17 protein-coding genes are annotated in these 21,613 nt (G+C 72.3%); 10 read left to right on the top strand and 7 right to left on the bottom strand.

Annotated features, from left to right (window positions below):
- Nucleotides 1-168: 168 nt before the first annotated feature.
- Entirely contained in the window at nucleotides 169-666 is a 498-nt protein-coding gene (locus ACE1OA_RS26155; protein ID WP_384873578.1) for a PaaI family thioesterase, read from the bottom strand.
- A 70-nt stretch (nucleotides 667-736) separates the two neighbouring features.
- A complete protein-coding gene (locus tag ACE1OA_RS26160) occupies nucleotides 737-3,019 on the bottom strand; it encodes an FdhF/YdeP family oxidoreductase (RefSeq protein WP_384873575.1) in 2,283 nt (760 codons plus the stop codon).
- 122 nt (nucleotides 3,020-3,141) lie between these two features.
- Here ACE1OA_RS26160 and polA point away from each other — a divergent pair, with 122 nt between their 5' ends.
- The gene (polA, locus tag ACE1OA_RS26165) at nucleotides 3,142-5,853 is read left to right on the top strand and encodes a DNA polymerase I (protein WP_356603380.1); all 2,712 of its coding nucleotides are present in this window, start codon (nucleotides 3,142-3,144) and stop codon (nucleotides 5,851-5,853) included.
- A gap of 148 nt (nucleotides 5,854-6,001) precedes the next feature.
- Here polA and ACE1OA_RS26170 read toward each other — a convergent pair whose 3' ends face one another.
- Nucleotides 6,002-6,892, bottom strand: a complete 891-nt coding sequence (locus tag ACE1OA_RS26170; protein ID WP_432753475.1) for a DUF4184 family protein — start codon at nucleotides 6,890-6,892, stop codon at nucleotides 6,002-6,004.
- Between the two features lie 229 nt (nucleotides 6,893-7,121).
- Between ACE1OA_RS26170 and ACE1OA_RS26175 the strand changes: the two genes are divergently transcribed.
- The 3 genes from ACE1OA_RS26175 to ACE1OA_RS26185 all read left to right on the top strand — a co-directional run bounded on the left by ACE1OA_RS26175 (nucleotide 7,122) and on the right by ACE1OA_RS26185 (nucleotide 10,115).
- Nucleotides 7,122-8,837, top strand: coding sequence for a lytic murein transglycosylase (locus ACE1OA_RS26175; RefSeq protein ID WP_361315807.1), 1,716 nt, complete (start codon nucleotides 7,122-7,124; stop codon nucleotides 8,835-8,837).
- Between the two features lie 157 nt (nucleotides 8,838-8,994).
- On the top strand, nucleotides 8,995-9,135 hold the full coding sequence (locus tag ACE1OA_RS26180) for an SPW_0924 family protein (protein WP_356603374.1): 141 nt from the start codon (nucleotides 8,995-8,997) through the stop codon (nucleotides 9,133-9,135).
- Nucleotides 9,136-9,146: 11 nt separating this feature from the next.
- A complete protein-coding gene (locus ACE1OA_RS26185; RefSeq protein WP_386544019.1) occupies nucleotides 9,147-10,115 on the top strand; it encodes a DUF3068 domain-containing protein in 969 nt (322 codons plus the stop codon).
- Here the strand turns inward: ACE1OA_RS26185 and hrpB are convergent.
- Together hrpB and ACE1OA_RS26195 are read right to left on the bottom strand one after the other, a co-directional pair.
- On the bottom strand, nucleotides 10,102-12,690 hold the full coding sequence (gene hrpB / locus ACE1OA_RS26190; protein ID WP_432753476.1) for an ATP-dependent helicase HrpB: 2,589 nt from the start codon (nucleotides 12,688-12,690) through the stop codon (nucleotides 10,102-10,104). The two genes, ACE1OA_RS26185 and hrpB, sit on opposite strands and share 14 nt — an antisense overlap.
- 112 nt (nucleotides 12,691-12,802) lie before the next feature.
- Nucleotides 12,803-13,639, bottom strand: a complete 837-nt coding sequence (locus ACE1OA_RS26195; RefSeq protein WP_356603368.1) for a class I SAM-dependent methyltransferase — start codon at nucleotides 13,637-13,639, stop codon at nucleotides 12,803-12,805.
- A gap of 345 nt (nucleotides 13,640-13,984) precedes the next feature.
- Between ACE1OA_RS26195 and rpsA the strand changes: the two genes are divergently transcribed.
- Entirely contained in the window at nucleotides 13,985-15,487 is a 1,503-nt protein-coding gene (rpsA, locus tag ACE1OA_RS26200) for a 30S ribosomal protein S1 (RefSeq protein ID WP_019885395.1), read from the top strand.
- Between the two features lie 72 nt (nucleotides 15,488-15,559).
- Here the strand turns inward: rpsA and ACE1OA_RS26205 are convergent, their stop codons facing one another.
- Nucleotides 15,560-16,507, bottom strand: a complete 948-nt coding sequence (locus ACE1OA_RS26205) for a right-handed parallel beta-helix repeat-containing protein (protein ID WP_432753477.1) — start codon at nucleotides 16,505-16,507, stop codon at nucleotides 15,560-15,562.
- Nucleotides 16,508-16,717: 210 nt separating this feature from the next.
- Here ACE1OA_RS26205 and ACE1OA_RS26210 point away from each other — a divergent pair, with 210 nt between their 5' ends.
- The 4 genes from ACE1OA_RS26210 to ACE1OA_RS26225 all read left to right on the top strand — a co-directional run bounded on the left by ACE1OA_RS26210 (nucleotide 16,718) and on the right by ACE1OA_RS26225 (nucleotide 20,131).
- A complete protein-coding gene (locus tag ACE1OA_RS26210) occupies nucleotides 16,718-17,656 on the top strand; it encodes a PAC2 family protein (RefSeq protein WP_384873553.1) in 939 nt (312 codons plus the stop codon).
- Between the two features lie 56 nt (nucleotides 17,657-17,712).
- Nucleotides 17,713-18,321: a dephospho-CoA kinase gene (coaE, locus tag ACE1OA_RS26215; protein WP_432753478.1), complete on the top strand. Its 609-nt coding sequence runs from the start codon at nucleotides 17,713-17,715 to the stop codon at nucleotides 18,319-18,321.
- Between the two features lie 101 nt (nucleotides 18,322-18,422).
- Nucleotides 18,423-19,376 (top strand): IS481 family transposase, encoded by a 954-nt coding sequence (locus ACE1OA_RS26220; protein ID WP_432753479.1) that lies wholly within the window; start codon nucleotides 18,423-18,425, stop codon nucleotides 19,374-19,376.
- A gap of 365 nt (nucleotides 19,377-19,741) precedes the next feature.
- Nucleotides 19,742-20,131 carry a tetratricopeptide repeat protein gene (locus ACE1OA_RS26225; protein ID WP_432753480.1) on the top strand — a complete coding sequence of 130 codons (390 nt, stop codon included), beginning with the start codon at nucleotides 19,742-19,744 and terminating at the stop codon, nucleotides 20,129-20,131.
- Nucleotides 20,132-20,141: 10 nt separating this feature from the next.
- On the opposite strand, the gene ACE1OA_RS26230 is transcribed toward ACE1OA_RS26225, so the two are convergent.
- Complete coding sequence (locus ACE1OA_RS26230) at nucleotides 20,142-20,417, bottom strand: DUF6343 family protein (protein ID WP_384874630.1); 276 nt, start codon at nucleotides 20,415-20,417, stop codon at nucleotides 20,142-20,144.
- A gap of 85 nt (nucleotides 20,418-20,502) precedes the next feature.
- On the opposite strand from ACE1OA_RS26230, the gene ACE1OA_RS26235 reads away from it, so the two are divergent.
- A complete protein-coding gene (locus ACE1OA_RS26235; RefSeq protein WP_386544008.1) occupies nucleotides 20,503-21,600 on the top strand; it encodes an ADP-ribosylglycohydrolase family protein in 1,098 nt (365 codons plus the stop codon).
- The last annotated feature ends 13 nt before the right edge of the window (nucleotides 21,601-21,613 follow it).

Raw genomic sequence — 21,613 nt, forward strand, 5'->3', positions numbered from 1 at the left:
CGCGGAACGGTGCGGACCGCCCCGTGCCGCGCGGGGAGAGAGGGGGTCTGGGCCCGGGGGAGAGGGGTGTGGGCGAGGCGGGAGGGCCTCGGGGGTGTCGTGTCGGTCAGGCCGGATCGGCGAGCGGGGTCGCGGTGGCCCGGCGAGAACGACAGGACGCTCCTGCGGTCAGGCCGTACCGCCGGACGCGGCGACGGTGGCCGCGTCCTTGGCCGTGACCTCGCGCAGCATGCAGGTCAGTCGTGCCGAGCAGACCCGCTTGTCCTGCTCGTCGGTGATCACGATGTCGTAGGTCGCCGTGGAGCGCCCGCGGTGGACCGGGGTGGCGACGCCCGTGACCAGGCCGCTGCGGACCCCGCGGTGGTGGGTGCAGTTCAGGTCCACACCCACGGCGATCTTGGAGACTCCGCCGTGCAGCATCGAACCGATGGAGCCCAGCGTCTCGGCGAGCACCGCCGAGGCGCCGCCGTGCAGCAGGCCGTAGGGCTGGGTGTTCCCCTCCACCGGCATCGTGCCGACCACCCGCTCGGCGGACGCCTCGACGATCTGGACACCCATCCGGTTGCCGAGGTGTCCGGCCGAGAAGAGGGCCGGCAGGTCGACTCCGAGTGCGGCGTACTCGTCGAGGACCTCCTGCGGGAACTTCACGTGCTGCTGCTCACCCATCGGCCCGGCTCCGTTCGTCTTCGTACGGTTGCTGATCCAGCTGCTCCAGCTGGTCCGCCTGAGCAAACGCTTAGGCGGACTGCGATTGTTCCAGACGCACGATCACGGACTTGCTGGCGGGGGTGTTGCTGACGTCCGCCGTCGACTCCAGCGGCACCAGGACGTTCGTCTCCGGGTAGTACGCCGCCGCGCACCCCCGGGCCGTCGGGTAGTGCACGACCCGGAACCCGGGCGCCCGCCGCTCGCTGCCGTCCGTCCACTCGCCGACGAGATCCGCGTACGCCCCGTCGGCCAGCCCGAGCGCCGCCGCGTCCTCCGGGTGGACCAGGACGACCCGCCGGCCGCCCTTGATCCCGCGGTAGCGGTCGTCGAGACCGTAGATCGTGGTGTTGTACTGGTCGTGCGAGCGCAGGGTCTGCAGCAGCAGCCGGCCCTCGGGCACCCTCGGGTACTCCACCGGCGCGGCGGTGAAATTGGCCTTGCCGGTGGCCGTGGGGAAGCGGCGCTCGTCCCGCGGGGCGTGCGGCAGCGCGAAGCCGCCGGGGTTCCGCGCGAGCCGCGCGTTGAAGTCGGTGAAGCCCGGTACGACGCGTGCGATGCGGTCGCGGACCGTGGCGTAGTCCTGCTCGAACTCCTCCCACGGCGTCGCCGACGCGGTGCCGAGCACGGCCCGCGCCATCCGGGCCACGATGGCCGGCTCGGACAGCAGGTGGGGGCTCGCCGGCGGCAGGTTGCCGCGGGAGGCGTGCACCAGCCCCATGGAGTCCTCGACCGTCACGAACTGCCGGCCGCCGCGCTGCACGTCCTTGTCGGTGCGCCCCAGCGTCGGCAGGATCAGCGCGCGCGTGCCGGTGACCGCGTGCGAGCGGTTCAGCTTGGTCGAGACGTGCACGGTGAGCCGGGCCCGCCGCATCGCGGCCTCGGTGACCTCCGTGTCGGGCGTGGCCCCGACGAAGTTGCCGCCCATCGCGAAGAACACCTTCGCCTCGCCGTCGCGCAGCGCCTGGATCGAGCGGACCACGTCGAAGCCGTGGTGGCGCGGCGAGACGATCCCGAACTCCTTGTCCAGGGCGTCCAGGAAGGCGGGCGCGGGCCGCTCGAAGATGCCCATCGTGCGGTCGCCCTGGACGTTGGAGTGGCCGCGCACCGGGCACACCCCGGCGCCCGGACGCCCGATGGCGCCACGCAGCAGGAGGAGGTTCACCACCTCGCGGATCGTGGCCACCGCGTGCTTGTGCTGGGTGAGTCCCATCGCCCAGCAGACGATCGTCCGGCGCGAGGCGAGCACCATCTCCAGGGCCCGCTCGATCTCGTCGCGGCCCAGACCGGTCGCCGTCAGCGTCTCGTCCCAGTCCGCCGTGCGCGCCGCGGCCGCGAAGTCCTCGTACCCGTGGGTGTGGGTGCGGACGAACTCCTCGTCGACCGCTCCGTCCGCCTCCAGGACCAGCCGGTTGAGCAGCCGGAAGAGCGCCTGGTCGCCGCCGATGCGGATCTGCAGGAAGAGGTCGGTGAGGGTGGCGCCCCGCAGCATGCCCTGCGGCGTCTGCGGGTTCTTGAACTTCTCCAGGCCCGCCTCGGGCAGCGGGTTCACCGAGATGATCCGGGCACCGGCCGCCTTGGCCTTCTCCAGCGCCGACAGCATCCGTGGATGGTTCGTGCCCGGGTTCTGGCCGGCCACGATGATCAGGTCGGCCTGGTGGAGGTCCTCCAGCGAGACGCTGCCCTTGCCGATGCCGATCGTCTCGGTGAGCGCGGAGCCGGACGACTCGTGGCACATGTTGGAGCAGTCCGGCAGGTTGTTGGTGCCGAACTCGCGGGCGAAGAGCTGCAGCAGGAACGCGGCCTCGTTGCTGGTGCGGCCCGAGGTGTAGAAGAGGGCCTCGTCGGGGGAGGCCAGGGCACGCAGCTCCTCGGCGATGATCGCGAACGCCCGCTCCCAGGTCACCGCCTCGTACCGGTCCGCGCCCTCCGGCAGGTACATCGGCTGCGTGATCCGGCCCTGCTGGCCCAGCCAGTAGCCGCTGCGGCCGGCCAGGTCGGACAGCGGGTGCGCGGCGAAGAAGTCGGGGGTGACCCGGCGCAGGGTCGCCTCCTCGGCGACGGCCTTCGCCCCGTTCTCGCAGAACTCCGCCACGTGCCGCTTGTCACCCTCGGGCCAGGCGCACCCCGGGCAGTCGAAGCCGTCCTTCTGGTTGACCTTGAGCAGGGTCCGCGCGGTGCGTCGCACGCCCATCTGCGCCTGGGCGATCCGCAGGGTGTGGCCGATGGCGGGCAGACCGGCAGCGGCGTGCTGCGGCTCCGCGACCTGCGGCGCGTCCTGGACCGGATCGCCGGCGGGCGGCTTGCTGACCATCGCGCTCTCCCTTGAGCGTCAGTTCCGTGGCGTACCTCCCGATCCTGTCACGCGGTACCGACAAAGCTCCACGTAAGGTCGGTGTGGAGGGGATTGTCAGCGGTCCGTGGCAGGATCGTTCCGTGGCCGAGACAGCATCGAAGAAGACCGCAGACCCCCGTCCCCGCCTGCTCCTCATGGACGGGCACTCCCTCGCGTACCGGGCGTTCTTCGCGCTTCCCGCGGAGAACTTCACGACTGCGACGGGACAGCCGACCAACGCCATCTACGGCTTCGCGTCGATGCTGGCGAACACGCTCCGCGACGAGGCGCCCACGCACTTCGCGGTCGCGTTCGACGTGTCCCGCAAGACGTGGCGCTCCGAGGAGTTCCCCGAGTACAAGGCGAACCGCTCCAAGACCCCGGACGAGTTCAAGGGCCAGGTCGAGCTGATCGGCGAACTGCTGGACGCCATGAACGCGGAGCGCTTCGCCGTCGACGGCTTCGAGGCGGACGACGTGATCGCCACGCTCGCCACCCAGGCCGAGGCCGAGGGCTTCGAGGTCCTGATCGTCACCGGCGACCGCGACTCGTTCCAGCTGATCACGGACCACGTGACGGTGCTGTACCCGACCAAGGGCGTCTCCGAGCTGACCCGCTTCACCCCGGAGAAGGTGGAGGAGAAGTACGGCCTCACGCCCCGGCAGTACCCGGACTTCGCCGCCCTGCGCGGCGACCCGTCCGACAACCTCCCCGGCATCCCCGGCGTCGGCGAGAAGACCGCGGCGAAGTGGATCAACCAGTTCGGGTCGTTCGCCGAACTGGTCGAGCGCGCCGAGGAGGTCAAGGGCAAGGCCGGGCAGAACCTCCGGGACCACCTGGAGGCCGTGAAGCTCAACCGCGTGCTCACCGAGATGGTGCGCGACGTCGAGCTGCCCCGGACCGTCCGCGACCTGGAGCGAGCGCCGTACGACCGCACGGCGCTCGCGCTGGTCCTCGACACCCTGGAGATCCGCAACCCCTCGCTGCGCGAGCGTCTGCTGGCCGTCGACCCGGGCGCCGCCGAGGAGCAGCCGCCGGCCCCCGCCGCGGGTGTCGAGCTGGACGGCTCGGTCCTCGGCTCCGGAGAGCTGGCCCCCTGGCTGGCCGGGCACGCCGACCAGCCGCTCGGTGTGGCCACGGTCGACAGCTGGGCGCTCGGCACCGGAAGCGTCGCCGAGATCGCCCTGGCCGCCGCGGACGGCGCCGCCGCCTGGTTCGACCCCACGCAGCTCGACGAGGACGACGAGCGGGCCTTCTCCGCGTGGCTCGCCGACCCGGCCCGGCCCAAGGTGCTGCACAACGCCAAGGGCGCCATGCGCGTCTTCCCCGAGCACGGCTGGACCGTCGCCGGGGTCACGATGGACACCGCGCTCGCCGCCTACCTGGTGAAGCCGGGCCGCCGTTCCTTCGCGCTCGACGCGCTCTCCGTCGAGTACCTCCACCGGGAGCTCGCGCCCGCCGCGGCCGCCGACGGGCAGCTCGCCTTCGGCGCCGACGACACCGCCGAGGCCGAGGCCCTGATGACGCAGGCGCGGGCCGTGCTCGACCTCGGCACCGCTTTCGAGGAGAAGCTCGGCGAGGTGGGCGCGCGCGAGCTCCTGCACGACGTCGAGCTGCCCACCTCCGCCCTCCTCGCCCGGCTGGAGCGGCACGGCATCGCGGCCGACCGGGCCCATCTGGAGGCCATGGAGCAGCAGTTCGCGGGCGCCGTGCAGCAGGCCGTGAAGGAGGCGCACGCCTCGGTGGGCCACGAGTTCAACCTCGGCTCGCCCAAGCAGCTCCAGGAGGTCTTCTTCGGCGAGCTGAACCTGCCGAAGACGAAGAAGACCAAGACGGGCTACACCACGGACGCGGACGCGCTCGCCTGGCTCGCCGCGCAGACCGAGCACGAGCTGCCGGTGATCATGCTCCGGCACCGCGAGCAGGCCCGGCTGCGTTCCACGGTCGAGGGGCTGATCAAGACGATCGCCGCGGACGGCCGCATCCACACCACCTTCAGCCAGACGGTGGCCGCCACCGGGCGCCTGTCCTCCACGGACCCCAACCTGCAGAACGTGCCGGTCCGCACCGACGAGGGCCGGGCGATCCGCCACGGCTTCGTCGTGGGCGAGGGCTACGAGTCCCTGATGACCGCGGACTACAGCCAGATCGAACTGCGGGTGATGGCCCACCTGTCCGAGGACGAGGGCCTCATCGAGGCGTTCGCCTCCGGCGAGGACCTGCACACCACGGTCGCCTCGCAGGTCTTCGGGGTCGAGCGGTCCGCCGTCGACGCCGAGATGCGGCGCAAGATCAAGGCCATGTCCTACGGCCTGGCGTACGGCCTGTCCGCCTTCGGTCTCTCCCAGCAGCTCAACATCGAGGCGGGCGAGGCGCGTGCCCTGATGGACACGTACTTCGAGCGGTTCGGCGGGGTGCGGGACTATCTGCGCCGCGTCGTCGACGAGGCCCGCGCCACGGGGTACACCGAGACGATGCTGGGCCGCCGGCGCTACCTCCCGGACCTGAACAGCGACAACCGCCAGCGCCGCGAGGCCGCCGAGCGGATGGCGCTGAACGCCCCGATCCAGGGCACCGCGGCCGACATCGTGAAGGTCGCGATGCTGAACGTCGACCGCGCGCTGGCCGAGGCCTCCCTCACCTCCCGCATGCTCCTCCAGGTCCACGACGAAATCGTGCTGGAAGTGGTCCCGGGCGAGCGGGAGCAGGTCGAGGCCCTGGTGCGGCGGGAGATGTCCTCCGCGGTCACCCTACGCGCCCCGCTCGACGTCTCGGTGGGCGTCGGCCCTGACTGGGAGTCGGCGGCGCACTGACCGGACGGGCCCGGGCCCGCGGCGCCGACGGCGTCGCCGGCCCGGGCTTTCGCATGTGCTCCCGACCGTGACCGCCCGGCCTCCGAACGGCCCCGGGACTTCGTGTGAGGTGCCTCCGGTGCGGTGCCTCAGGGGTGGGGCGGCGGGTTCAGCGGGGGCTGCTCGGGCGGGCGGAGTAGGTCTCCCGCTCGCCGGCCGGGTCGTCGGTGTCCGAGGCCGTCGCGGGGTGAGGAGCCGCGGGCGCCCTGCGCAGCCGCGTCCACGCCGCGTACAGCACGAGCCCGGCGGCCAGCCCCGCCCCACCGCCGAAGCAGGCCGTCGGGATGAGGTCCAGCGGCTTGTCGATCCGGCCCCAGTAGGCGTAGAAGCGCAGGCAGCGGTGGACGATCCCGGCGAGGAAGCACGCCCCGATCAGCGCGCCCGCAAGCCGGCGCCCCCGCCGGTCCAGCACCACGATCCCCGCGGGACGGGCCCGGTCCGCGGGCGTCGCGCGCAGCGCCCGGACGACGAACCACACCAGCAGGCCGAAGGCCAGGGCCGAACCCCCGTACTGCGCGTACAGGTAGACCGGGAAGCCGGCCACGAGCTCGCCGAGGAACGGGATCACCCGGGTTCCCCAGCGGTCGAGGTGCGTGAAGGAGTCCCACACGACGTGCGTCGTCGCGCCGAGCATCGCGGACAGGCAGAACCAGCCGGCCAGCGCCGGTGCCCGCCGCCCCCGCCAGGAACTTCCCCGTACGAAGCCGTACACCCGCCCCTGCCATCGTGCCGGGAGCAGCGCCACCAGTGGCTCTCGCAACAGGAGCCACACCGCCACCAGGACGGCGGTGATGAGCACGTCGGCGGTCACGACGCCCACCGCCGAGTGCGTGACGGTGCCGAAGGTCATCGCGCCGGGGATCAGCGAGGCGGCGAAGTAGGTCATGTCGGGCGAGAACGACCCCGCCACGAGCGCCGAGGCGATCAACGGCCCGCGTGCGGTGCCGTCCCGCCGGATGCCCGGGAGCACCGCGGCGGCATGGCTCAGCGTGAACGGCATGGAACATCCCCCTCAGGATCTGTGCCGACCGCGGAGGCCCCCCGGGTCCGAGGTCGGTGGTCATGTCCAGTATGCGGGAGTGATTCCTTCGAGAGGGTGAGCGGCCAAGAGGTGACGAAAGCGTGAAACACGGTCAAGGCCCGGTGTTCCGGGGCCCGGAGTTGTCATAGGGTCGCCTGAGTCCGCGCGCGGGGAGCGCGAACGCAGGTCAAGGGGAGGGACTGTACGTATGGCAGCGCAATTGGGCCGCCGTCTGCGCAAGGGGGCCACCAGCAGCGCTGTGGTGGCCGCGGCGGTCGCGGCGCTGGCCGCCTCGCAGGCTCCGGGTGCGACTCCGCCACCGGCGGACAACGCGAGCGGGGACCGGTCCATAGGCACCGGGGACGCGACCACGCCGCCCGAGGGCTCGGCTACCGGCGGTTCCCCGTACTACACGGACCTGCCGCCGCTGAACACGCCCAACAAGCCCGGCACTTCCATAGACCTGCCGATCGTGACCGGACCGGCGGAGGCGGGCATACCCGCGTCCGTGCTGGCGGCCTACAAGCGGGCCGAGCAGTCCGTACGGTCGAGCGACCCCGCCTGCAACCTGCCCTGGCAGCTGCTCGCCGGCATCGGCAAGGTCGAGTCGGGACAGGCGCGCGGCGGTCGCGTGGACGCCAACGGGACCACGCTCTCGCCCATCCTCGGCCCCGTGCTCAACGGCGTCGGCTTCGCGAACATCTCGGACACCGACAAGGGTGCCTTCGACGGCGACGCACGGCACGACCGTGCCGTCGGCCCGATGCAGTTCATCCCCTCCACGTGGGCCACCTGGGGCCAGGACGCCAACGGCGACGGCCGCAAGGACCCCAACAACATCTACGACGCCGCCCAGGCGGCCGGTCTCTACCTCTGCGCCAACAACCGCGACCTCGCGGTCAAGGCCGACCTGGACCGGGCGATCCTCAGCTACAACCGCTCGACGGAGTACCTGAACACGGTGCTCTCCTGGTTCGAGTACTACAAGCGCGGCAGCCACCAGGTCCCCGACGGCACCGGCGTCCTCCCCGTCGACCGCAGCGACGTCCCCGCCGGCCGGAACCCCTCGCCGTCGCCGACCACCCCGGCCCCGACGAAGCCCGCGACGCCCAAGCCCAGCCCGTCGAAGCCGAGCACGCCGACCCCGCCGCCCGTGACCCGGCCCGCGGCCGAACGCGTGGCGAAGCTCGCCGACTCCGGCACGGGCACGCTCAAGGCCACCGCGGGCACGGCGTTCGCCGGGCGCCCGACCGTCCTCGCGCTCGACGCCGCGGGCAAGCCGGTCTCCGGACTGGCCGTGCGCTTCGAGATCGTCGGCGCCACCGACTCCCACTTCGGCGGCGGCGTCAAGACCGTCACCGTCACCACCGGCGCGCAGGGCAAGGTCGTCTCGCCGGCCGTCCGGGCGGGCGAGCAGGCCGGCGCGTTCACGGTGCGGGCCTCCGTAGCCGGCCGCAGGCTGGCGGTCGTCGACTTCGCCGCGACCGTCACCGTCCGGCAGGCCGACACCCTGGTCAGCGACGCCAAGGAGCTGAGCGCGACCACCGGCACCGGCTTCGCGGACCGGATTCTCGTGACGGCCACGCTCGACGGCGCGCCCGCCGCGTCCGTCGACCTCACCGCCGCCGTGCTCACCTCCGGCGAGGACCCGCAGCCGGCCACGAAGGGGCCGTACTTCAAGGACGCGAACGGCGACCCGGTCCGGACGCTCAGCGGACTGAGGACGGACGAGAAGGGGCTGCTCACCCTGCCCGACCTCTTCGCGGACGGCGAGGCCGGCACGTTCGTGCTGCGCCTGACCACGCCGGGCGGCGGCACCGTTGACATCGTCCTCAAGGTCACGGCTCCCGATCCGGAGCCCACCCCGTCGCCGACGGGATCGACGGACGCCTCGCCGTCCCCGTCGGCCTCGCCCACCACCTGAGCGTCCACCCGCCACGCTCCTCGCGCCGCCCCCTCGCCCGCCCGGACGAGGGGGCGGCGTTCTGTGTTCTGAGTGCAACGTGTTCTCATCTCGCGGCCGCGTTGCTACGGTGCCCCCGCCCTGACGCTGTATCAGATCGAGCACCGGGAGGACGATCGTGCGCGCCCTCGTCGCCGCCGCCATCGGGCTGGTCCCCGCCCTCCTCGTCGTGCTGCTCTTCGCGACGGTGGACCTGCCGCCCGACGGACCGACCTCGCCCCGCCCCCTCCTCACCGCCGACCCCGGCCCCCACCCGTAGGAGGAGCGCCCATGCGCCGCCTGGCGAGTCTCGTCCTGCTCTCCCTCGCCGTCTGCTTCGCCTCGATGGCCCCCACCCTGCGCTGGTACGTCTTCCCCCGCGCGGTGAAGATCCCGCCGAACCAGTACCAGGTGACGATCCTGGAGGCGAAGCCCGCGACCCTGCTCAACTACTCCACGCTCAGGGCCGAGAAGGTCGACAGGATCACGATCATCCAGACCCTCAAGGGCAACGTGGCGGAGTCGAAGCGGATCGAGAAGGACGCCGGCCGCGACGTCGTCGTCTGGGACTCGCTCTCCCACGTCGCCGGCCCCGACGGCAAGATGGTTTCCCAGATCCCCGAGCGCTACATCTTCGACGCCCACACCCAGGACCCCGTCCACGCGACCGGCGAGATGGTCGACGGCGACGCCGTCCGGCGCGAGGGCATCGAGTTCAAGTGGCCCTTCCTCACCGAGAAGCGGGACTACCAGTACTTCGACGCCCAGGCACGCACCTCGGCCCCCATCCACTACAAGGGCGTCCGGGACTTCAGGGGCATGGAGGTCTACTACTTCGAGCAGACCATCCCCTGGACCCGGGTCCCCATGCCCAAGTCGATGCCGATCAAGGGCATCACCCCCGAGTTCCTCGCCCAGACCGGCATCACCCGCTGGTACACCACCAAGCGCATGTTCTGGGTCGACCCCGTCACCGGGGCTCCCGTCAACGGCGAGGAGATCCACCGGGAGGAGCTCCGCAACGCCCGCAAGCTCATGGGCCAGGACACCGTCACCGCCTTCGCCGGCCACGTGAAGATGCGCGAGGACTACCTCCGCAGCACCGGCGAACTGGTCAGGACCAACCGCACCTACGTCCTGCTGCTGACCTCCTATCTGCCCTGGACCTTCGCCGGGCTCGCCCTCGTCCTCCTCGCCCTCGCGCTCTGGACCGAAGCCCGGAGCCGGCGGCCCGCCCCGGAACCGGTCACCCCCTCCTGAGCCGCGCGCTGGTGTGCCGGGTCGGCTGCGCCGCTCCCGGATCCTCCGGCCACGGATGCTTGGGATAGCGCCCCCTGAGCTCCGCCCGCACCGAGGGATAGCCGCTCCGCCAGAACGACGCCAGATCGGCCGTGACCGCGGCGGGGCGGCCGGCGGGGGAGAGCAGATGGACGAGCACCGGCACGCCCGCCACCCGCGGCGTCTCGGCCAGCCCGAACATCTCCTGGAGCTTCACCGCCAGCACGGGCTGCTCGCCGCCGTAGTCGACCCGTATCCGGGAGCCGCTCGGCACCTCGATCCGCTCCGGGGCCAGCTCGTCCAGCCGCGCCGCCTCACCCGTCGCCCAGGGCAGCAGCCGCCCGAGCGCCTGCCCCGCGTCGAGCCGGCCCAGTTCGGCCCGCCGCCGTGCCCGCGACAGCTCGGGCTCCAGCCACTCCTCCGCCCGGTCCAGCAGAGGCCCGTCCGCCACGTCCGGCCACGGCGCGCCCAGCACCCGGTGGAGGAAGCCCAGCCGCTGCCGCAGTTCCGAAGCCTCCCGGCTCCACCGCAGCAGCCCGAGTCCCTCACGGCCCAGCCCGTCGAGCAGCGCCGCGCGGACGAGACCCGGGTCCGCGTCCTCCCGCAGCGGGCGCACCGCGAGCTCGACGGCCCCGAGCCGGGACACCGACCGCGCCACCACGTCGCCGTCCTCCCAATGCACCTCCTCTCCCGAGGAGGCGAGATGCCCGGCCGCCGCGCGTGCCACGTCCTCGTCCACCACGGCCGCCAGCCGCACCCGCGCCGTCGCGTTCTGCGCCGTCCGGTCGGCCACGGCGACGGCCAGCCAGGAGGCCTCGCGCAGCGCCGAACCCTCGGCGAGCGCGGCCCCCGTCCCCGACACCATCAGGAACCCGCTGCCCTCACGGGCCCGCGCCACCCGCTCGGGGAAGGCCAGCGCGGTCACGAGCCCGGCCACGGCGTCGTCCGCCCGCGCGGCCCCGCCCGAAGTCCCGCCACCGTCCCCGGTGCCGGTGCCGGTGCCGGTGCCGGTGCCGGATCCCGGGTCCGCCTCCGCGGCCGACCGCTCCAGCCGGCGCGCCTCCGCCTTCCAGCGGGCGCCGTACCCGTCGCCGCCCCGGCGCGCCGTCCGCCAGGCCGCCGCCAGGTCGTCGCCGTACCCCCGCGGCGGCTCCTCGCTGAGCAGCGCCACCACCTCGGCCGCCCGCCGGGCGCCGACCTCCGGCGCGCCGTCCAGCAGAGCCCGCGCGAGCCGCGGGTGCACGCCGATCCGGGCCATCCGCACGCCCCGCTCCGACACCCGGCCGTCCTCGCCCACCGCGCCGATCGCCGTCAGCACCGACCGCGCCGCCGCCATCGCCCCCGCCGGCGGGGTGTCGAGGAGCGCGAGGCCCGCCGCGTCCGGGTCGCCCCAGCACGCCGTCCGCAGGGCGAACGCCGTCAGGTCCGCGACCCGGATCTCCGGCGACGGGAAGCGCGCCTGCCGGGCGTCGTCGATCTCCGACCAGCAGCGGTACACCGTCCCGAAGCCCTCGCGCCCCGCCCGCCCGGTCCGCTGGGTGGCGACCGCGACCGACACGGGCACCGTCGCCAGGGACCCGAGCCCCCGGGCGTGGTCCGTCCGCGGCTCCCGGGCCAGCCCCGAGTCCACGACGATCCGCACGCCCGGCACCGTCAGGCTCGACTCGGCCACGGACGTCGTCAGCACCACCCGGCGTGCGTCCCCGGGTCCTCTCCCCTTCAGTACCGCGTCCTGCACCGCCGCCGGGGCCCGGCCGTGCAGCTGGAGCACCTCCGCGTCGAGGTCCGCCAGCATGCCCGCCGTCCGCGCGATCTCGCCCGTGCCGGGGAGGAAGCAGAGGAGGTCGCCCTCGTGCCGGTCGAGGGCCAGCCGCACGGTCGCGGCCACATGACGCAGCAGGGCGGGATCGACCCAGGTGCCGTGCGCCGGCCGGACCCCGGGCGGCGGAGCCGCGAACAGGACGCGGCTCCCGTGCCCCTCGCCCGTGGCCCGGACGACCGGTGCCGGGCCCGTGGAGTCGAGAACCGTGAGCAGGTCGGCCCACGCCCGGGTGTCACCGGTCGCCGAGGCCGCGATCAGACACAGGTCGGGCCGTACCGTCGCCCGCACGTCGACCAGGAACGCCATCGCCGTGTCCGCGTCCAGATGGCGCTCGTGGCACTCGTCGAGGAGCACCACGTCCACGCCCGGCAGCTCCGGGTCGCGCTGGAGCCGCTGGAGCAGGACACCCGTGGTGACGACCTCCACCCGGGTCGCGGGGCCGGCCCGGCGCTCCCCGCGCACGGAGAAGCCGACGGCCCCTCCGACCTCCTGCCCGAGCAGCCACGCCATCCGGCGCGCCGCCGCCCGCACCGCCATCCTGCGGGGCTCGGCCACCAGCACCCGCCGCCGCGGACCGTCCCCTATGAGTCCGGCCAGGGCCAGCGGCACGAGGGTGGTCTTGCCGGTGCCGGGAGGCGCGGCCAGCACCGCCGTGCCGCGCTCCTCGAGCGCGGTCAGCAGCTCGGGGACGGCATGGCGGACGGGGAGACGGTCGAGTGCGTCGTTTCGGATCACGCACTCAGTCTCGGTCCTCGGGCGAAGTGGTGGGCCGCGTCGTCCACAGGCCCCACCACTTCATATGACCATCACTCCGCCGGCGTCGGGCCCGGCCGGGCTGCGGCGCGGGCTACGCGCGCTCGCTCCGCTCGCAGACGAAGATCGCCGTGCCCGGGATCAGGTTCCCCCGCAGCGGGGACCAGCCACCCCATTCCTGGCTGTTCCACTCGGGCCACTCCGGCTCGACCAGGTCCAGCAGCCGGAACCCGCCGGCCACCACGTCCCGTACCCGGTCCCCGACCGTCCGGTGGTGCTCCACGTAGACGGCCCGCCCCCGCTCGTCCTGCTCCACGTAAGGGGTGCGGTCGAAGTAGGAGGCGGAGACCGACAGGCCCTCGGGGCCCGGCTCGTCCGGGAACGCCCAGCGGAACGGGTGCGTCACCGAGAAGACCCAGCGGCCGCCCGGCCGCAGCACCCGGCGCACCTCCCGGAACACCTTCACCGGGTCCGCCACGAACGGCACCGCCCCGTACGCCGAGCACGCCAGGTCGAAGGAGCCGTCCCGGAAGGGCAGCGCGCCCGCGTCCGCCTCGACGAGCGGGACGTCGGCGCCGATCCGCAGGGCGTGCTGGAGCTGCCGGTGGGAGAGGTCGAGCGCCACCGGCCGCGCCCCCTGCGCCGCCAGCCAGCGCGAGCACTGCGCCGCGCCCGCACCGATCTCCAGGACGTCGAGGCCCTTCAGCCCGCCGGCCGGTCCGAGCAGCTCCGCGTCCGCCTCGTCGAGACCCTCGGGGCCCCAGACGAACCGGTCGTCCCCGAGGAACGCTCCGTGGTCGCTCTGGTACTCGTCGGCGTTCCTGTCCCACCAGCCACGGCTCGCCCGACTGCTCTCCGCGTCCCCCGCGTCACGCCGGGTCGCCTCCGGTTCGAAGTCGCCCTCGTCTTCGCGTCCGTACTCTTGGTTCATCTCGCCCGTCGATGTAGTTTGCGCTCAGCGCGGCTGTCCCGGCCCGCGGCCGGATGGCCTGGGGCGACTCGAGTTGTGCCGGTTATGGAGCGATCTGCCCCGGGTGCGCGCTTCGCGCATTGACCCTGTCCGGCTGCCCCCGTATGCTAAAGGTTGCGCTGCGGGCCTGCGCGCCTCAGACGGAGCAGGCCGCGCTCGTACCTGTTGTATGTCCCCTCGGTTTTCGAGGCGCCCTTCCGTTCGCGGATTCGGCGCTTCATTGGCTGTCCGGCTTCTTGGTGCGATACGGGCTCTCGGCGTAGCAGTACCTACGACTTTCTGTCCGTAACCGGAGCCCTTTCCCACATGACGAGCAGCACCGAGACCACCGCCACCACCCCGCAGGTTGCGGTCAACGACATCGGTAACGAGGAAGCCTTCCTCGCCGCGATCGACGAGACGATCAAGTACTTCAACGACGGCGACATCGTCGACGGCGTCATCGTGAAGGTCGACCGGGACGAGGTCCTGCTCGACATCGGTTACAAGACCGAAGGTGTCATCCCGAGCCGCGAGCTCTCGATCAAGCACGACGTCGACCCGAACGAGGTCGTCAAGGTCGGCGACGAGATCGAGGCCCTTGTCCTTCAGAAGGAGGACAAGGAAGGCCGCCTGATCCTCTCGAAGAAGCGTGCCCAGTACGAGCGTGCTTGGGGCACCATCGAGAAGATCAAGGAAGAGGACGGCATCGTCACCGGTACCGTCATCGAGGTCGTCAAGGGTGGTCTCATCCTCGACATCGGCCTCCGCGGCTTCCTCCCGGCCTCCCTGGTCGAGATGCGCCGTGTCCGCGACCTCCAGCCCTACGTGGGCAAGGAGCTCGAGGCGAAGATCATCGAGCTGGACAAGAACCGCAACAACGTGGTCCTGTCCCGCCGTGCCTGGCTGGAGCAGACCCAGTCCGAGGTCCGCCAGACCTTCCTCACGACCCTCCAGAAGGGTCAGGTCCGCTCCGGCGTCGTGTCCTCGATCGTCAACTTCGGTGCCTTCGTGGACCTGGGCGGCGTCGACGGCCTCGTGCACGTCTCCGAGCTGTCCTGGAAGCACATCGACCACCCGTCCGAGGTTGTCGAGGTCGGCCAGGAGGTCACCGTCGAGGTTCTCGACGTGGACATGGACCGCGAGCGTGTCTCCCTGTCGCTGAAGGCGACGCAGGAGGACCCGTGGCAGCAGTTCGCCCGGACGCACCAGATCGGCCAGGTCGTTCCCGGCAAGGTCACCAAGCTGGTTCCGTTCGGTGCGTTCGTCCGCGTGGACGAGGGCATCGAGGGTCTGGTCCACATCTCCGAGCTGGCCGAGCGCCACGTGGAGATCCCGGAGCAGGTCGTCCAGGTCAACGACGAGATCTTCGTCAAGGTCATCGACATCGACCTCGAGCGTCGTCGCATCAGCCTCTCGCTGAAGCAGGCCAACGAGTCCTTCGGTGCCGACCCGGCCTCGGTCGAGTTCGACCCGACCCTGTACGGCATGGCCGCGTCCTACGACGACCAGGGCAACTACATCTACCCCGAGGGCTTCGACCCCGAGACCAACGACTGGCTCGAGGGCTACGAGACCCAGCGCGAGGCCTGGGAGACCCAGTACGCCGAGGCGCAGCAGCGCTTCGAGCAGCACCAGGCTCAGGTCATCAAGTCCCGCGAGGCCGACGAGGCCGCCGCTGCCGAGGGTGGCGCCGCCGCTCCGGCCGGTGCCCCGGCGGGCGTCTCGGGTGGTTCTTACTCCTCGGAGTCGGACGACAACTCCGGCGCCCTGGCGTCGGACGAGGCCCTGGCGGCCCTGCGCGAGAAGCTGGCCGGCGGCCAGAGCTGAAGCTCTGACCACCAGCTGAACAGCTGAGGCCACAAGGCCCGCTCCCCTCGGGGGAGCGGGCCTTGTGCCGTTTCACGGGGTGACGGGGATGTTCGTCAGACCCTTTCCGCCGGTGACGGTGTTGGACGCGTGGACCGTCGTCGGACAGCTGCCGCTCCGGTTGGGCACGTTGATCGCCAGCTGCTGGGCGCCCACCGCGCCCGTCAGGTCCGCGTGGTTGTCGCGGAAGACCGTCCCGCAGCCCCAGCCGCTCTGCTGGGTGTGGGTCTCGAAGCCGTTGTTGGTGGTGTTGCGTCCGGTGTTGTTCTCGACCAGGACGCCGTTCCCCTTCACATCGACCCACGAGTCGTCGAAGTTGGCGCCCGTGAGGCCGCGCCCGTCGAAGGTGTTGCCGACGATCCTCGCCCCGGTGGTGCCCTCCTTGATGTCGACGGCCTCGCCGCCGACGTCGGGGCCGATGGTGTTGCCGAGGATCTGCGCGTTGTCGCTCCGGTCGGAGAGCCCGCCCGCCGAGCCGACGTAGACGCCCTCGCCCATGCCGCGCCCGTCGTTCCCGGTGTCGTAGATCCGCGAGTTCCTGATCACGCCGTCGCGACTGGAGTTGCGGAGGTGGATTCCCTCCATGTCGAGGCCGTGGACGGTCACGCCGTCGATGACGACCCCGTTCGCGGCGTCCGCCATGATCCCCTTCTGGCCGCCGGTCACGGTGACTCCCCGGACCGTCCAGTACGAGGCGCCGTTGAGGTGCAGGCCGTAGCCGCCGCCCGCGGTGAGCACCGCCCGTGGGGAGCCGGTCAGGACGATGCGGGCTGCGGAGGTTCCGGGGACGGTGGCCTTGAAGTTGCCCGTGTAGGTGCCGTCGGCGAGGTGGATCGTGTCGCCCGGCCGGGCGGCGGCCAGAGCCGTCTTGAGCTGGGCCGCGGTGGTGACCTCGATCGTCGCCGCCGAGGCCGGCGGCGCGGCGAGCGGTACGGCGAGGAGGGCCGGAAGCAGCGGGAGGAGCAGCGTTCGGGTGCGCATGGGGGTGCCTTCCCGTGAGACGAGTGTTCTTGTATGTGGACGATGAGCGAAATACTGAACACAACGCTGCTTCGTGACGGTAGAGATCACTCATGGGCATGTCAAGGTCTGGACCAATGACCGTTGGGGTGGCGCGCAACTCCGGGCCCACGGGGGAATGGGCGCGGCGAGGAAGGTGTTCCCCCTAGGAACAGAGGAGGAGCGGAAATCGTGCTTGATCCCCAGGATTTGTACGAATGGGACCGGCAGGGCCTGGCCGTGGTGGACGTGGCGCTGGCGCAGGAGTCGGCCGGGCTGGTCATGCTCTACCACTTCGACGGCTACATCGACGCGGGAGAGACCGGCGAGCAGATCGTCGACGGTCTGCTCGAGACGCTTCCGCACCAGGTGGTCGCCCGCTTCGACCACGACCGCCTCGTGGACTACCGCGCCCGCCGCCCGCTGCTCAGCTTCCGGCGCGACCGCTGGACGGCGTACGAGACGCCCGCGATCGAGGTCCGGCTGGTCCAGGACGCGACCGGCGCCCCCTTCCTGCTGCTGGCCGGTCCCGAGCCGGACGTGGAGTGGGAGCGCTTCGCCGCCGCCGTCCGCCAGATCGTCGAGCGGCTCGGCGTACGGCTCACGGTGAACTTCCACGGCATCCCGATGGGCGTCCCGCACACGCGTCCCGTGGGCCTCACCCCTCACGGCAACCGCACCGACCTCATGCCCGGCCACCGCAGCCCCTTCGACGAGGCGCAGGTGCCCGGAAGCGCCGAGTCCCTCGTCGAGTACCGGCTCACCGAGGCCGGCCACGACACCCTCGGTGTCGCCGCGCACGTCCCGCACTACGTCGCCCGCTCCTCCTACCCGGACGCGGCGCTGACCGCCCTGGAGGCCATCACGGCGGCCACCGGACTGGTCCTGCCCACCGTCGCGCACGCGCTGCGCACGGAGGCCCGGCGCACCCAGACCGAGATAGAGCGCCAGATCGGCGAGGGCGACGAGGAACTCGTGGCGCTGGTCCAGGGCCTGGAGCACCAGTACGACGCGGCCGCCGGCGCCGAGACCCGGGGCAGCCTGGTCGCGGAGCCCGTGGACCTGCCTTCGGCGGACGAGCTGGGGCGTGAGTTCGAGCGCTTCCTGGCCGAGCGCGAGGGCGACGCCTGATCCGGCCGCGGGCCCCGCGCGGGCGCCCGCCCGGCGCGGGTCCTAAGCTGCCGCTCATGCTGAAGGTGGGCCTGACCGGCGGAATCGGCGCCGGCAAGAGTGAAGTGTCGCGGCTGCTCGTCTCCCTCGGGGCGGTGCTGATCGACGCCGACAAGATCGCCCGCGAGGTCGTCGAGCCCGGAACGCCCGGGCTCGCGGCCGTCGTGGAGGCCTTCGGGGCGGAGATCCTGACGGCCGAGGGAACCCTGGACCGGCCGAAGCTCGGCGCGATCGTGTTCGCCGACGCGGGCCGCCTGGCCACCCTGAACTCCATCGTCCACCCCTTGGTCGGCGCCCGGTCCGCCGAGCTGGAGCGGGCCGCCGGCCCGGACGACGTCGTCGTCCACGACGTCCCCCTGCTCACCGAGAACGGCCTCGCCCCGCTCTACGACCTGGTCGTCGTGGTCGACGCGTCCCCCGAGACCCAGCTCGACCGCCTGGTGGCGCGGCGGGGCATGGCCGAGTCCGAGGCGCGGGCCCGGATGGCCGCCCAGGCCACACGCGCGCAGCGGCGCGCCGTCGCGGATCTCCTGATCGACAACGACGGACCGCTGGAGGCGCTGGAGCCCCAGGTGCGGAAGGTCTGGGAGGAACTGGCGCGGCGGGCGGCCGACGAGAAGCCCTAGGTGTATTGATCACGGACGTTGTTGACACGGTTGGGTCTTGAACATGGCGAAGGCCCCCGTGTGTGGTGGAGGTGTCGAATCTTCACCGCACGGAGGCCTTCGTGTCCCACCGTAATGCCCGACTGACCGTCTTCGGGAGACGACTGCTGGTCGAACGTGTCGAATCGGGCCGTCCGGTCGCTCATGTCGCGGCCGAGATGGGCATCTCCCGGGCCACCGCCCACAAATGGATCCGCCGTTGGCGAGCCGAGGGACAGGCCGGGCTGCGCGACCGTTCCAGCCGCCCGCACTCGACACCGCACCGGACCCCGCCGGCGATCGAGGCCCGGGTCTGCGACCTGCGCCGGGACCGCAAGCTCGGACCCGCCCGGATCGGCCCGATCCTGGGCCTGCCCGCCTCCACCGTCCACCGCATCCTCACCCGCCACCACCTGCACCGGCTCACATGGCTGGACCGGCCGACCGGCACGGTGATCCGCCGATACGAACGCGACCGGCCCGGCGAACTGATCCACGTGGACGTGAAGAAACTCGGCCGGATCCCCGACGGCGGCGGCCACAAGACCAACGGCCGCGAGGCCGGCCGGCCGATCCGCGGCATGGGCTTCGACTACGTGCACTCCGCCGTCGACGACCACTCCCGCCTCGCCTACAGCGAGATCCACGCCGACGAGAAGGTCGCGACCTGCGCAGGCTTCCTGACCCGCGCGGCCGCCTTCTTCCACAGCCACGGCATCGACCACATCGAGCGGGTCCTGACCGACAACGCCTGGGCCTACCGCAAGGGCCTGGCCTGGAAAAACGCCCTCGCCGAGCTCGGTGCGACCGGAAAGCTGACCCGTGCCTACCGGCCGCAGACCAACGGCAAGGTCGAACGCTTCAACCGCACCCTGCTCGACGAATGGGCCTACCTGAAGCCCTACCACTCAAACAACGAGCGCACCGAAGCCCTGGCAGACTTCCTCCACACCTACAACCACCACCGCTGCCACACCGCACTCGGCGGCAAACCGCCCATCACCCGTGTGAACAACCCTGCGAGTCAATACACCTAGGTCCTGTCAGGGCGATCTTCGAGGACCGGCCGCGGCGTCGGATGTGGTGTATCGCAAGGCGGAGGATCGCCCTCGTACTGGGCGTACTCGGGCGACTCCGACAACGCCGCGAGACGCCGCAGCCGTCGTCGCGGGCCCGAGAAGATCGCCGGGACAGGACCTAGGTCCGGTCCGGGCGGAGGCCGTCACGGCCGTCGCAGGGGGTCTCCCGGCCGCCCGGCGGCGAAAGCCGTGCGGGCGCTGCCGATCGACGGTGCCCCCGGCTGGGTAGGGATCGCGGGGACGGCGACCGGATCGTGTCCCGGTGCGGAATACGACTGCCGTACGCGATGTTGAACCGCCGGAGCTAGGGGAAGGATGCCACCGTGGCCGAGAGGAACCCGGAGACCCACGTCATCGACTTCCGCGCCGCCGAGCAGCTGCTGGCCGCGCGGGACCCGCGCGGTGCCGTGAAGCTGCTCGACTCGGTGATCGCCGCCCACCCCGAGAACACGGCCGCGCGGCTGCTGCGCGCCCGCGCCTTCTTCGCGGCCGCCCAACTGCGACCGGCCGAGCTGGAGTTCGAACTCGTGCTGGAGCGCGAGCCGGACAACGCCTTCGCCCACTTCGCGCTGGCCCGCACCTTCCAGCGCTCCGGCCGCCCCGAGCAGGCCACCCGGCACTTCCGGCTGGCCGCGGCGCTCGACCCGAAGCCCGAGTACCTCGAAGCGGCCCGCTTCGGGGGCACGCAGGGCGTCGGCGGCGCCGACGACTGACCCGGCCGGGTCAGCGGCGCCGGCCCGTACCGCCGTGATCGGGTTCGTACGGCGGGATCTCCCGGCCGGGCTGCCAGTGCGGCCCCTGCCGCAGGTGCCGCACGACCATGGCCAGGTCGACCACGACCACCAGGAAGAGCACCCCGCAGGCCGCCGCCCATCCCGGCCGTCCGACCAGGGCGAACACCGTCGTGCCGAAGGCCGCCCAGAGCAGCCCCCATAGACTCAGCCAGAACCGCATGCGCAGCGGACTGCGCGCGGTCGTCGGCTCACTCCCCGTACGCATGGCGCTCGCACCTCCTGCCGGGTGCCTACTGGGGATCTACCCGCGAGGGGGGCGTGTGAACGGTCAGGGGTGGTGGGAAACCACGGTGCGACGATCCCGGGTACGAGGCTGTCTGCTGGCCGGCGCCGTCGGGGACGCGCTCGGTGGCCCGGTCGAGTTCCAGTCGCTCGGCGCGATCCGGCGGGCGTACGGGGACCGGGGCGTGACCGGCCCGGTGCCGGACGCGGACGGGGTGGTCGGACGGATCACCGACGACACGCAGATGACCCTCTTCACGGTCGAGGGCCTGATCAGGGCACACGTGCGTGCGGTCACCAAGGGGATCGGCGGTGGCGAGACCGCCTGCGTGGCCCACGCGTACCGCCGCTGGCTCGACACCCAGAACTACCCCTCCCCGCCCGCCCGCGGTGGCACGGACCTGGTACGGACGGGTCGGCTGCGCACCCTCCCGTGGCTGTACGCCCGCCGGGCGCCCGGGAACGCCTGCCTGACCGGCGTCGCCGCGGGGCACGTCCCGCCGCCCCGGGGGCCCCTCGGCGTCGGACCCGTCAATCCGCAGTCCAAGGGATGCGGGACGGTCATGCGGTCCGCTCCCTTCGGCCTGACCGGGCGTCCCGTGCCCGACGCCTTCGAACTGGCCGCGCACTGCGCGCAGATCACGCACGGGCACCCGACGGCGGCGCTGGCGTCGGGAGCCTTCGCCGCGATCGTGGCTCATCTGGTGGAGGGCGAGTCCGCCGAGGGCGCGGTGCTGCGGGCGATGGACCTGCTGCGCCGTCACCCGGGCCACGAGGAGACGACCGCGGCCCTGCGCGCGGCGGTCGACCTGGCCGGCGAGGGGACGCCGAGCCCCGAGCGGGTGGAGTCGCTCGGCGCCGCCTGGATCGCCGAGGAGACCCTGGCCATCGCGGTGTACTGCCTGCTCGCGCACCCCTCCGCACCGGTGGAGGCGCTCCTGCTCTCCGTCAACCACTCCGGTGACAGCGACTCGACCGGGGCGGTCTGCGGGAACCTGCTGGGTGCCCGATACGGAGATGCCTGGCTGCCGCCCGAGTGGCTGACGCGGACCGAGGGCCGGCGGGTCGTCGCCGAACTGGCCGACGACCTCTCGCTCCAGTTCGAGCACGGTGAGATCGGCCCGGGAGTGCCGGTTCACTCGTACGAGCGATATCCGGCCTCCTGAAGCGGCGAGGGGA

It is taken from the genome of Streptomyces sp. JL2001 (assembly GCF_050917515.1).
Lineage (GTDB): Bacteria > Actinomycetota > Actinomycetes > Streptomycetales > Streptomycetaceae > Streptomyces.